Source organism: Blautia sp. MSK17_66 (assembly GCF_020538025.1).
Taxonomy (GTDB): domain Bacteria; phylum Bacillota; class Clostridia; order Lachnospirales; family Lachnospiraceae; genus Blautia_A.
The window spans coordinates 35,946-49,204 of sequence record NZ_JAJBNQ010000021.1; the positions used below are offsets into that span (position 1 = coordinate 35,946).

Sequence of the window (13,259 nt, forward strand, 5' to 3'; positions counted from 1 at the left end):
TGGAAAGCAGGAATCAAGGATGAAAAAAAATCGAAAATACTGGAAGGAAACTGCGAAATCAGTACTCAGAGGAAACTGGGGAATTGCGATTGCGGGAATGCTGGCCTATATGGCTGTAGATTTTCTGGGAACTATTGTTTCGGCAGAACTTTTTCCGGGAGAAGCTGTCCTGGAAGTTATACTGGGACAAGTTTTTGTATTTGTTGTTTCTCTGATCGCTATGGTGTTCAGCACAGGGTACAGTTATATGATGCTGAATATGAGCAGAGGAAGAGAATTCAGTCTTGGAAACCTTCTGTATATGTTCCACAACCAGCCGGACCGTGTGCTGATCGTAGCCTTTGTGATGGCACTTCTGAGTACAGTTTCTCAGCTTCCGTTTTATTTTGTTATGTATCTGGCAACTCCCGGAAGTACAATAGACGCACAGCTTTTGTGGATGGAACTGACTTTTGGAGTTATGCTTTTGAGTATAGTACTGAATGTACTTATCACGGTACCATTTGCACTTAGTTTCTATCTTCTTGCAGATAATCCGCAGATGGGAGGCGTGGAATCTCTCAAAGAAAGCAGACGTTTGATGAAGGGACACATCTGGCAGTATCTTATGCTGCAGTTAAGTTTTGCTCCGATGCTGATCGTGTCGCTTCTGCTTATGGGGCTTCCACTTCTGTGGGTTCTTCCGTATATGGAAGCGTCTGAAACCGCTTTTTACAGAGATATTCTGGGAGAGTTTGATGAGCCGAAGCAGGAAGAAGTTATTTACAGAAATGCATCATCAGACGATTATAATGCAGAAGCGTGACATTTATTAAGGGCACAAAAGGAGATTTTTATTTATGGATATTATTCAGGTGATAACTGATGAACTCAAAGTAGAAAAATGGCAGGTAGAAGCCGCTGTGAAACTGATCGATGAGGGATGTACGATTCCTTTTATTTCCCGTTATCGAAAGGAAGCAACAGGTTCTCTGAATGATGAACAGCTTCGTTCACTGCATGAAAGACTTCTTTACCTGAGAAATCTGGAAGACAAAAAGAAACAGGTTCTTACAAGTATTGAAGAACAGGGCAAACTGACACCGGAGCTGAAAAAACAGATTCTGGATGCAAAGACTCTTGTAGTAGTAGAGGATCTTTACCGTCCGTATCGTCCGAAGAGACGTACAAGAGCAATTATTGCGAAGGAAAAAGGACTGGAGCCGCTGGCAAATATCATCATGCTTCAGATGACAAAGAAACCGCTGGAGGAGGAAGCACAGGCCTTTGTTTCTGCTGAAAAGGGTGTGGAGACAGTGGAAGATGCACTGAACGGTGCAAAGGATATCCTGGCAGAAACAATTTCAGATGAGGCAGATTACCGAATCTACATTCGTGACCTCACTATGAAAAAGGGTTCTGTTGCATCTGCGGCAAAGAAGCCGGAGGAATCTTCTGTATATGAGATGTATTATGAATTCGAGGAGCCGATCAAGAAGCTTGCGGGACATCGTGTCCTTGCACTGAACCGTGGTGAGAAGGAAAAAATCCTCACAGTAAAGGTGAATGCACCGGAAGAAGAGATTCTTGGATGGATCCAGAGGCAGGTGCTTGTAAGAGAAAATCCGGTCACAACACCGGTTCTTCGAGAAGTGGTGGAGGACAGCTACAAGCGTCTGATCGCACCGGCGATTGAGAGGGAAATCCGAAGCAGTCTGACAGAAAATGCAGAGGATGGGGCAATTCATGTCTTTGGCAAAAACCTTGAGCAGCTTCTGATGCAGCCTCCAATTGTAGGTAAAGTTGTTCTGGGATGGGATCCGGCATTCCGTACAGGCTGCAAGCTGGCTGTTGTAGATGCAACAGGAAAGGTGCTGGATACGACAGTGATCTATCCGACCGCACCGACAAACGAGAAGAAGATCCAGGCAGCAAAAGACACGCTCAAAATGCTGATCCGCAAATATGGAATTTCTCTGATTTCTCTTGGAAATGGAACAGCCTCCAGAGAGTCTGAACAGATTATCGTGGAACTTCTGAAGGAAATTCCGGAGAAGGTACAGTATGTGATCACCAATGAGGCCGGTGCATCTGTATATTCCGCAAGCAAACTGGCGACAGAGGAATTTCCGAATTTTGATGTTGGACAGAGAAGTGCGGCTTCTATCGCAAGACGTCTTCAGGATCCTCTTGCAGAGCTTGTCAAGATTACACCGCAGTCTATCGGTGTTGGTCAGTACCAGCACGATATGAACCAGAAAAAGCTTGGTGAAGCACTGAGTGGAGTCGTTGAAGATTGTGTGAATAAGGTCGGAGTGGACTTAAATACAGCGTCTGCATCTCTGCTTGAGTATATTTCCGGTATCAGTAAGGCAATTGCAAAGAATATCGTTGCGTATCGTGAGGAGAACGGCAGATTTGAGAGTCGTCGTGAGCTTCTGAAGGTTGCCAAGCTCGGACCGAAAGCATTTGAGCAGTGTGCGGGATTTGCACGTATCACAGGCGGCAAAAATCCGCTGGATGCAACGAGTGTACATCCGGAGAGCTATGAAGCGGCACAGAAGCTTCTGGAGAAGCTGGGCTATGCACCGGAGGATATCGCAGGAGGCAAACTCAGTGGTGTTTCAAAGCAGATCAGGAATTACAAGAAGCTGGCAGAGGAACTTGGTGTAGGAGAGCCTACACTTCGTGATATTGTAAAAGAGCTGGAAAAACCGGCACGTGATCCGCGAGATGAAATGCCGAAGCCGGTTCTTCGTACAGATATCCTTGACATGAAGGATCTGAAGGAAGGAATGATCCTTAAGGGAACAGTCCGTAATGTCATTGACTTTGGAGCATTTGTGGATATCGGAGTGCATCAGGACGGTCTGGTGCATATCTCAGAGATGAGCGAGAAATATATCAAACATCCGCTTGAGGCAGTGTCTGTTGGAGATGTTGTGGATGTGCGCGTGATCGGCGTAGACCTCAGGAAAAAAAGAATCAGTCTTTCTATGAAGGGAACAAAGTAGAAGACGGTATATGGTGGTTCAGAAAACAAAAACGCTGCAGGGATACAATCCCTGCAGCGTTTTTGTTCAGTTTTATCAACTCAGCAGAGCAGAGTCATTGCTGAATTCCTGGCCGCTGGCCTTTTCAAACTGATCGAGGAGGTCTCTTACGGTCAGTTTTTTCTTTTCTTCACCCTGAATGTCGAGGATGATTCTGCCTTCCATCATCATGATCAGACGATTTCCATGAATGATCGCATCCTGCATATTGTGTGTGATCATCATGGTCGTCAGGTGATCTCTGTTTACGATCATTTCTGTGATTTCAAGAACCTTGGCTGCAGTCTTAGGATCAAGAGCAGCGGTATGTTCATCCAGAAGCAGAAGCTTTGGTTTCTGGAGCGTAGCCATCAGAAGTGTCAGAGCCTGTCTTTGTCCACCGGAAAGAAGTCCGACCTTGGAGGTGAGGCGATCCTCAAGTCCAAGACCAAGAATCTTAAGCAGCTCTTTGTATTCCTGGCGTTCTGCCTTGGTGATACCCGGTTTCAGAAGACGGGTTTTGCCACGGCGCTTTGCGAGTGCAAGGTTTTCTTCGATACCCATAGTAGCAGCGGTGCCAGTCATAGGATCCTGGAAAACACGTCCAAGATAGGTGGCACGTTTATGTTCAGATAATTTGGTGACATCGATTCCGTCAATAAGGATCTGGCCTTCATCGACCATCCAGGTACCTGCGACTGCATTTAACATGGTGGATTTACCGGCACCGTTTCCGCCGATGACGGTAACAAAATCACCTTCATTCAAAGTGAGGTTCAGACCGTTCAGAGCTACCTTTTCATTGATAGTTCCCGGATTAAAGGTTTTGTAAATGTTTTTCAGCTCAAGCATCAGTTGTTACCTCCACGTTTTGTAGGTTTTGCGAAATATTTTGCTTTCCAGTAAGGAACTGCAAGGAAGACTGCTACGACAAGTGCAGACAGCATCTTCAGAAGGTCAGTATCGATTCCAAGCCAGATAACAGTCTGGAGTACCAGATAATAAAGGATGGAACCAAAAGCAACACTCAGAAGACGAAGTGCAAAGTTGCGGAAAATTTTTCCAAAGATCGCCTCACCGATGATAACAGCAGCAAGACCGATAACGATCGCACCACGTCCCATATTGACATCGGCAAATCCCTGATACTGTGCAAGGAGTGCACTGGAAAGTGCAACCAGTCCGTTGGAGAGCATCAGTCCGAGCACTTTACATACATCTGTGTTGATGCCCTGTGCACGGGACATATTTGGATTACATCCGGTAGCACGCAGAGAGCATCCAAGCTCTGTTCCGAAGAACCAGTAAAGGATCGCGATCAGAACAACAATAAAAACAGCTACAATAAGGATCGTGTTCTGGTAGATCGGAACGTTTTTTACGTTTCGAAGGGAAACCAGAAGATCGTATTTGTTTCCGTTGACAGCTTGATTGGCCTTGCCCATGATCTTGAGGTTGGCTGAGTAGAGACCAAGCTGTGTAAGGATTCCGGCGAGGATGGCTGGGATTCCCATAAATGTGTGGAAGATTCCTGTTGCAAGGCCGGCAAGCATTCCGGCACCTGTTGCGGCAAGCATGGATACCCAGATGTTATGACCGCTCATCAGCATCATAACACAGACAGCACCTCCGGTACACATAGTACCATCGACGGTAAGGTCTGCGACATCGAGAATACGGAAAGTAAGGTAAACACCGATTGCCATGATTCCCCATATCAGACCCTGGGCAGCAGCACCTGGAAGTGCATTGATTAAGCTCATAATGTTCATTTTCTTTGTTCCTCCTGATGAACACAGAAAGCGAGAAAGGATAATCCTTTCCCGCTGTCTGTATAAATTTGTTGTTATTATTAATTGTCAGACTTATTCAGCTTCTTCAGTTGTTGTGTCGTCGGCAGAATCTGCATCGGCCTCGTCAGCTGCTGTATCATCGGCAGCTTCTTCTGTTGTTTCTTCAGCAGCGTCATCCTCTGCACCGATTGCTACATAATCATCCGGAACGGTGATTCCGAGCTCTTCACAGATCTCAGGATTGTATTCTTTGGTGAACTGAGGTGCATATTCGATCGGCATTGTGGAAATGTCTTCTCCGTCAACAAGGACTTTCAGAGCCATTTTACCGGTAGCAACACCAAGGTCATAGTAGTTGATGGAAAGAGTAGCAACACCACATCCTTCGCAGATACCTTCCTCGCCGGCAATTACCGGAACCTTCTCCGGAAGGCAGATATTGTTGATGATCTCTGTGTTGGAAGCAACTGTGTTGTCTGTAGGTACATAGATTACATCACTCTCGGAGGCTGCTGTTGTAGCTACGGAAGAGAGATCGTTGGAATCAGAGAATGCATAATAGGTGCAGGTATATCCCAATTTCTCAAGAGCAGCCTTAACGGTATCTACCTGATACTGTGAGTTTGCCTCAGCAGAGCAGTAGATAAGTCCTACGTTCTTGGCATCCGGGAACAGCTCATTGAGCATTGCTGCCTGATCTTCCAGTGGAGCGAGATCAGAGGTACCGGAAATATTTCCGCCTACAGTTCCGTCAAAATCATCAATATCCAGTGCAACACCGTATTCTGTAACAGCTGTACCGAGAATCGGGATGTCTGTTGTGCCGGCAGCTGCTGCCTGAAGAGCAGGAGTTGCATTTGCAAGAATCAGGTCTACATTGTCAGAAACAAAGGCTGTAACGATTGTAGAACAGGTGTTGGAATCACCCTGAGCATTCTGCTCGTCAAAAGTTACTTTGTCGCCAAGTTCTTCTGTGATGGCATCCTTAAATCCCTGAGTTGCTGCATCCAATGCTTCGTGCTGTACAAGCTGACAGATACCGATATTGTAAGTTTTGTCGTCTGCTTTATCATCTGCAGCAAGCACGCTGACACTGCCCATGCCAGCTGTCATTGCAGCGGAAAGAACAACTGCTAAAATCTGCTTTTTCATTTTACTTCCTCCTGAAATACATGATATCGAATCACTTTTTTAAAAGTATAACGCTTCAACGCGTAAAAGTCAAGAAGTAAAAAAGAATTCTGCAGAACATCGGGGCGATATTTAATAAGGAAATCATACATTTTTTGCAAAAAAAATTAGTTTGTCGAAAAGAAAATTTGATTTAGCCCAAATTTATTGACAATTTGAAATATCTTATTGTATATTAAAGATACTTGCAAGGAGGCGTAACAATTATGTTGTGCCTCTTTTGTTCGGTAGTTGGAAACAGCATGAGAAGAAATGGAGGAAAGAAGAATGAAAAAAGCATTGGCAATTGGTCTTGCAGCAGCAATGACAGTTTCTATGTCTGCCTCTGTATACGCAGGCGAAGAAGGCGGAGCAGGAGTTGCAAAGGAAGATCTTAAGGTTGGCATTATTTACATCGGCGATGAAAATGAAGGCTATACAGCCGCTCATATGAAAGGTATCGATGAGATGCAGGAAGAGCTTGGTCTTGATGATTCTCAGATCATTGAGAAGACTCTGATCGGTGAAGACGAGGGATGTTACGATGCAGCAGCAGACCTGGCAGACCAGGGATGTCAGATTGTATTCGCAAACAGCTTTGGCCATGAAACTTATATTCTGGAAGCAGCAGGAGAGTATCCGGAGGTTCAGTTCTGCCACGCAACAGGAACTCAGGCAGCATCCAGCGGACTTTCCAATATGCATAACTATTTCACAAATATCTATGAAGCACGTTATGTATCCGGTGTTGTGGCTGGTCTGAAACTCAATGAGATGATCGAAGACGGAACAATCAAAGAAGACGCAGCTAAGATGGGATATGTTGGTGCGTTCCCATACGCAGAGGTTATTTCTGGATATACTTCCTTCTATCTTGGCGCTAAGAGCGTATGCCCGTCCGTGACAATGGAAGTAAAATATACCAACAGCTGGGCAAGCTTTGACCTCGAAAAAGAATGTGCAGATGCTCTGATCTCTGACGGATGTGTACTGATCAGCCAGCATGCAGATACAACAGGTGCTCCTACAGCATGTGAGACAGCAGGTGTTCCTTGTGTCGGATACAATATTGATATGACTTCTGTAGCACCGGATGCAGCACTTACTTCTGCATCAATGGACTGGGGCGTATATTACAAATATGCAGTACAGTGCATCCTTGACGGTACAGCAATCGATACAGACTGGTGCAAGGGATTTGCAGACGGCGCAGACAAGATCACACCACTCAATGACAAGGTTGTAGCAGAGGGAACTGAAGAAAAGGTTAAAGAAGTAGAAGATGCTCTCATTGATGGTTCTCTCCATGTGTTTGATACTTCTACATTTACAGTAGATGGCAAAGAGCTTACTACTTATAAGAAAGATGGCAGTGATACAGAATACATTTCTGACGGATACTTCCATGAATCAGAATACGGTTCTGCACCGGCATTTGACATTGCAATTGATGGAATCACATCTATTACACAGTAATTGTAAATAATCAGGCAGAGCTGCCTGTCAGCAGCTCTGCCTTTTCTTTCATTATGTGTGCAAAGGAAGTCTGCAGTGGCAGGTTTCTTTTGCTGTATTATGGAATGATTGCAGATTCCATAATCCACAAGCATAAAGAAATTCCTATGTTTAGATAAAAGGAGGGGGAGGAAAGTGGGAGAAAATTACGCACTTGAACTCAGAGATATATCCAAAAGCTTTGGCTCTGTCAAAGCGAATGATCAGGTAAATCTCACACTGAGAAAATCAGAGATTCTGGCGATCCTTGGAGAGAACGGAAGTGGCAAGACAACTCTGATGAATATGATATATGGAATTTATTATCCGGACGAAGGTCATATTTTTGTAGATGGTAAGGAAGTAAAGATACGTTCACCAAAGGATTCCTTTAATCTTGGAATCGGTATGGTGCATCAGCATTTTAAACTGGTTGATGTTCTGACAGCAGCAGAGAATATTGTTCTTGGACTTCCGGGTAAGGCAAAGCTGAATATGAAGCAGATCACAGCCGATATTCAGAAGCTTGTCAATAAATATGGCTTTGATCTTGATCTGAACCAGAAAATTTATGAGATGTCTGTTTCTCAGAAGCAGACAGTGGAGATCATCAAAATGCTGTACCGCGGCGCACGGATCCTGATTCTGGATGAGCCTACAGCAGTTCTGACACCACAGGAGGCAGACCGTTTATTTGACATTCTGAGAAATATGAGAGATGACGGATGTTCCATTATCATCATCACTCATAAATTACAGGAGGTTCTTTCTCTTTCTGACCGTGTAGCAATACTGCGTAAGGGCAGATATATTGATACTGTAGAAACTGCATCTGCCAATGTACAGAGTCTTTCTGAGATGATGGTAGGGGCCAAGGTAGATCTCAATATCGAACGTCCGAAGCCGGAAAATGTTAAGAAACGTCTGGTGATCCAGGGTGTAAACTGTGTCGACAAAGACGGAGTCAAGACACTTGACGATGTGGATCTGACTGTAAATACAGGGGAAATTCTTGGTATTGCAGGTATTTCCGGAAGCGGTCAGAAAGAACTCCTTGAAGCGATCGCTGGTCTTCAGGGCGTACAGAGTGGATCGATCAGACTTCTTCTGGATGAAGGAAAGGATATGGAACTGTCTGAAATGGATTCTATTGCAATCAATGAGGCAGGTATCAGTCTTGCATTTGTCCCGGAGGATCGTATCGGTATGGGGCTTGTAGGTGATATGGACATGACAGACAACATGATGATCCGGAGTTACCGCAGTGGAAAGGGACCTTTCCTGGAGCGTAAGAAGCCAAGAGAACTGGCACAGAAGATCAAAGAAAAGCTTGAAGTCATGACACCAAGCATTTCTGCTCCGGTACGTCAGATGTCCGGTGGTAATGTACAGAAAGTTCTGGTAGGAAGAGAAATCGCACAGAGTCCTAAGGTGCTTCTGGTAGCATTTCCGACACGAGGTGTCGATGTAAATACCTCACATGTTATCTACGGGCTTCTGAATGAACAGAAACAAAAAGGGGTGGCAGTTGTCTGTGTTATTGAGGATCTGGACGTTGTTCTGGAACTCTGTGACAGGATTGCAGTCCTCTGCGGCGGCAAAGTCAGCGGTGTGGTTGATGGAAGATCTGCCACCAAGGAAGGAATCGGACTTCTTATGACGAAACACGAAAAAGGAGGGGCTGTAAATGAGTAAAGAACCTTTCTTACAGATATCCAAGAGAAGAAACGGAATGAAATGGCAGGAAAGACTTGGTGTCCGCTTTATCGCACTGATATTGTCACTGATCGTATGCGGAGCGGTGATCGTTGCACTTGTCAAAATGAATCCTGTTGATGTATACAGAGCAATCTGGGATGGTGCAATGGGAACAGAACGCCGTATGTGGATGACGATCCGTGATACAATGGTGCTTCTGTGCATAGCAATTGGTCTTGCTCCGGCATTTAAGATGAAATTCTGGAACATCGGTGCAGAAGGTCAGATCCTGATCGGAGGTGCATGTTCTGCTGCTGTCATGATCTATGCAGGAGACAAGATGTCACCGATACTTCTTCTTATTGTAATGTTTATTGCAAGTATACTGGGTGGTATGATCTGGGGAATGATCCCGTCAGTATTCAAGGCATACTGGAACACAAATGAAACTCTGTTCACTCTGATGCTCAATTATGTGGCAATGCAGGTTGTTACATACTGTATCGTATTCTGGGAGAATCCGAAAGGATCCAATACCGTTGGTATTATCAATCAGGCAACCCAGACAGGATGGCTTCCGCAGCTGTTCGGGCAGAAATATGGATGGAATGTTGTGATCGTACTGATTCTTACAGTAGGAATGTTTATCTATCTTAAATACTGCAAGCAGGGATTTGAGATCGCGGTTGTCGGTGAAAGTGAGAATACTGCACGATATGCGGGAATCCATGTTAAGAGAGTTATTATCCGTACCATGGCAATCTCAGGTGCAATCTGTGGTATTGCAGGATTTGTTATTGTAAGTGGTGCGAGCCATACAATTTCTACTGCAACAGCAGGAGGACGTGGATTTACGGCAATTATTGTTGCATGGCTTTCCAAATTCAATACGTTTATTATGATCGCAGTATCTTTTGGTATTGTACTGATGCAGCAGGGAGCCGTTCAGATCGCAACACAGTATGGATTGAATGAAAATGCTTCTGATGTACTTCTTGGAATTATTCTGTTTTTCCTGATCGGAGCAGAATTCTTCATTAATTACAAAGTAAAGCGTACAAAGAGATAGGAGGAAGATGCGATGAGTGTACTGATTATTTTTATCCAGAAAGCAATTGTCCAGGGCATCTGTATTCTGTATGGTGCGCTTGGTGAGATTATGACAGAGAAGACAGGAAACCTGAATCTTGGTATTCCTGGAATCATGTATATGGGTGGTATTTCCGGACTGATGGGTGCTTTTCTCTATGAGAAAGACAATCCGGATCCGAATGTCTTTATAGGAGTGCTGATTTCATTTGTCTGTGCTTTTGCCTGTGCTATGCTTGGTGGTCTGATCTACAGTATCCTGACGATCACACTTCGAGTAAACCAGAATGTTACAGGTCTTGCACTGACAATCTTTGGTACCGGATTTGGTAACTTCTTTGGAGGTTCCATCTCCAAACTTGCAGGTGGTGTAGGCCAGATTTCCGTTAAGGTTACAGGAAGCGGCTATACGGCAAAGATTCCGGGACTTTCCCAAATTCCGGTGATCGGACCGATACTCTTTAATTATGGATTTATGACTTATCTCTGCATTATCGTTGCCGTAGTTCTTTCTTTTTTCCTGTTTAAGACAAGAATGGGACTGAACCTTCGTGCGATCGGAGAGAATCCGGGAACAGCAGATGCAGCAGGTATCAATGTCATCAAATACAAATATCTCTCCACCTGCATCGGAGCAGGTCTTGCAGGACTGGGTGGTCTGTATTTCGTAATGGAATATTCAGGCGGAACCTGGACAGACAATGGATTTGGAGACCGTGGATGGCTTGCGGTGGCACTGGTTATTTTCGCACTGTGGAAACCACTGAATGCAATCTGGGGAGCATTTCTCTTCGGAGCACTTTATATCCTGTATCTGTATATTCCGGGACTTGGAAGAAGCATGCAGGAGGTATTTAAGGCTCTGCCGTATGTTGTAACGATCATTGTGCTTGTGTTCACCAGTTTCCGAAAGAAGAAGGAGCACCAGCCGCCGGCCGCGCTGGGAGTGCCGTACTTCAGAGAAGAAAGATAACGGTTCACAGGTAATAACCCGTGAGATACCCGGTTTTATGCCATATAATTTTTATATTGCGTTGAAGGTAAATTGGTTGTATAATAGTTTTCAGATAAAAGAAAATTCTTCGGGGCAGGGTGACTGGAACTTCATAAGAAGTCAGAATTCCCTACCGGCGGTATAGTCCGCGACCCGCATAATGCGGCTGATCTGGTGACCGATACATCGGAATTCCAGAACCGACAGTAAAGTCTGGATGAGAGAAGAACACGATTAATTCATACGTGCTCATTACCCCCGGAAGGAATCTTTCGGGGGATTTTTACGCGGAATTTTCTTTTAAAATAAAAGAACATTCAAAAGGAGAGACAAGTATGAGTGAACAGGTTTTAAGAAATGGAAATGTAATGGAACGAAGCCGTACCAGGACGATCACACAGATCGCAATGCTGGGTGCGGTTGCAGGTGTACTGATGAACTTTGAATTTCCGCTCCCATTCCTGGCACCATCCTTCTATCAGCTGGACTTCTCTGAGATTCCGGTGCTGGTAGGAGCTTTTGCGATGGGACCTGTGGCGGGTGCAGTGATCGAACTGGTCAAGATCCTGGTACATCTTGTAACAAAAGGAACCATGACCGCAGGTGTTGGTGATCTGGCAAACTTTATTTTCGGATGCACCTTCGTAATACCGGCAGGCATTATTTACAGACTTCACAATGTAAAGAGCCGTAAGCATGCAGTTGTGGGTATGGCAGTTGGTACGGTTCTGACAACAATAGCAGCGTGTCTGATGAATGCTTTTGTTCTGCTTCCGGCATATGGCAAGGCTTTTGGAATGCCGATCGAAGCATTTATTGAAATGGGTGCAGCAGTTAACCATTCTGTCAACAGTCTTCTGGGATTTGTGGCACTGATCATTGTACCGTTTAACTTATTCAAATATATTCTGGTATCTGTGATCGTATTCTTTATTTACAAACGAATCCGTGTAGTTCTCAAAGGTGACTGATTCTGACTTCTCAGATAACAGAAACCAATCCAGAGAGCACACAAATATATTGCACGGTGATCTCGTGCGGGAAAGAAGGTTCTCTCAATGGGAAAAATTCATGATGTACAAAAACTTACAGACAACCGTTTTGTCAATCTTTATCATGTAGATGCAACCAGTGTACACAACACCCCGGTATCCTACTATGTGGCTTCCAGGGCGAAGGACATCCCGTCCCTCAAGCTCAGGACAGGACGCAATGATCCGGATGGCGTGATCATATACAGTATTTACGGAGAGAAGAAGGACAGGGTCGTGCTGATCCGTCAGTACCGTTATGCACTGGGTGGATATATCTATGAATTCCCGGCAGGTCTTGTAGAGCCAAATGAAGATTTCCATGAGGGAGCTGTCCGTGAGATGTATGAGGAGACTGGACTTAAGCTGGAACCTCTGAAGGTGGATCCGGCATACGAGAAGCCATACTTCACCACGATCGGCATGACCGATGAATCCTGTGCCACTGTCTATGGATATGCCAGCGGTGAGATCAGTAAGGATGCACAGGAAGATACGGAAGAAATCGAGGTTGTTCTTGCAGACCGTGATGAGGTCAGAAGAATTCTTAAAGAAGAAAATGTTGCCATCATGTGTGCTTACATGTTGATGCACTTTCTCAATGATGAAGAACCATTTGCGTTTCTGAATTAGTTGTACCATTAATTGTAACTGTTCACAGGTAATATCCCGCGAGGTGTTTTGCCATGAATATGGCAAAATCCCGAGACATACGGGGCAAAATGCTATCACCGAAGGTGATTTGGAATGCATTTTGACCAAGTTACTGTGAACGGAGTGAACAGTAACCATTAATTAAATAAAATAGCGGGTTGACAAATTCTCTGTGACCGTGTTATATTTTGATTGGTTGTAGTGTGTAACTCGATTTAGGAGGCATTAACTATACATAACAAGGAGTGTTTATGTGTATTAGTGCCTTTTTTTTGTACAAAAATACTGCACATACACATACTTACTCCCTGAAAATACATTTAGG

The 13,259-nt window shown here is 44.6% G+C and carries 11 protein-coding genes and 1 riboswitch; of the genes, 8 read left to right on the top strand and 3 right to left on the bottom strand.

The window, feature by feature from the left end; genetic code table 11:
- The first annotated feature begins 19 nt into the window (after positions 1-19).
- Positions 20-805 carry a DUF975 family protein gene (locus tag LIR34_RS11965; protein ID WP_173902898.1) on the top strand — a complete coding sequence of 262 codons (786 nt, stop codon included), beginning with the start codon at positions 20-22 and terminating at the stop codon, positions 803-805.
- 34 nt (positions 806-839) lie between these two features.
- Entirely contained in the window at positions 840-2,993 is a 2,154-nt protein-coding gene (locus LIR34_RS11970; protein ID WP_173902897.1) for a Tex family protein, read from the top strand.
- Positions 2,994-3,068: 75 nt separating this feature from the next.
- On the opposite strand, the gene LIR34_RS11975 is transcribed toward LIR34_RS11970, so the two are convergent.
- The 3 genes from LIR34_RS11975 to LIR34_RS11985 all read right to left on the bottom strand — a co-directional run bounded on the left by LIR34_RS11975 (position 3,069) and on the right by LIR34_RS11985 (position 5,956).
- Positions 3,069-3,863 (bottom strand): ABC transporter ATP-binding protein, encoded by a 795-nt coding sequence (locus tag LIR34_RS11975; RefSeq protein WP_161285345.1) that lies wholly within the window; start codon positions 3,861-3,863, stop codon positions 3,069-3,071.
- Entirely contained in the window at positions 3,863-4,783 is a 921-nt protein-coding gene (locus LIR34_RS11980) for an ABC transporter permease (protein WP_173902896.1), read from the bottom strand. The genes LIR34_RS11975 and LIR34_RS11980 overlap by 1 nt, the downstream gene beginning before the upstream one ends.
- A gap of 93 nt (positions 4,784-4,876) precedes the next feature.
- Positions 4,877-5,956 carry an ABC transporter substrate-binding protein gene (locus tag LIR34_RS11985; protein WP_173902895.1) on the bottom strand — a complete coding sequence of 360 codons (1,080 nt, stop codon included), beginning with the start codon at positions 5,954-5,956 and terminating at the stop codon, positions 4,877-4,879.
- A 342-nt stretch (positions 5,957-6,298) separates the two neighbouring features.
- Between LIR34_RS11985 and LIR34_RS11990 the strand changes: the two genes are divergently transcribed.
- The 6 genes from LIR34_RS11990 (at position 6,299) to LIR34_RS12015 (ending at position 12,913) form a co-directional block, all read left to right on the top strand.
- Entirely contained in the window at positions 6,299-7,450 is a 1,152-nt protein-coding gene (locus LIR34_RS11990; protein WP_373090333.1) for a BMP family ABC transporter substrate-binding protein, read from the top strand.
- 174 nt (positions 7,451-7,624) lie between these two features.
- On the top strand, positions 7,625-9,163 hold the full coding sequence (locus LIR34_RS11995; protein ID WP_173902893.1) for an ABC transporter ATP-binding protein: 1,539 nt from the start codon (positions 7,625-7,627) through the stop codon (positions 9,161-9,163).
- Positions 9,156-10,235 (top strand): ABC transporter permease, encoded by a 1,080-nt coding sequence (locus LIR34_RS12000; protein WP_173902892.1) that lies wholly within the window; start codon positions 9,156-9,158, stop codon positions 10,233-10,235. Before LIR34_RS11995 ends, LIR34_RS12000 begins: the two co-directional genes overlap by 8 nt.
- Positions 10,236-10,247: 12 nt before the next feature.
- Positions 10,248-11,228 carry an ABC transporter permease gene (locus LIR34_RS12005; RefSeq protein ID WP_173902891.1) on the top strand — a complete coding sequence of 327 codons (981 nt, stop codon included), beginning with the start codon at positions 10,248-10,250 and terminating at the stop codon, positions 11,226-11,228.
- A gap of 101 nt (positions 11,229-11,329) precedes the next feature.
- Positions 11,330-11,482, top strand: a riboswitch (FMN riboswitch).
- Positions 11,483-11,584: 102 nt separating this feature from the next.
- The gene (locus LIR34_RS12010; protein WP_173902890.1) at positions 11,585-12,220 is read left to right on the top strand and encodes an ECF transporter S component; all 636 of its coding nucleotides are present in this window, start codon (positions 11,585-11,587) and stop codon (positions 12,218-12,220) included.
- Between the two features lie 87 nt (positions 12,221-12,307).
- The gene (locus LIR34_RS12015) at positions 12,308-12,913 is read left to right on the top strand and encodes an NUDIX hydrolase (protein WP_173902889.1); all 606 of its coding nucleotides are present in this window, start codon (positions 12,308-12,310) and stop codon (positions 12,911-12,913) included.
- The last annotated feature ends 346 nt before the right edge of the window (positions 12,914-13,259 follow it).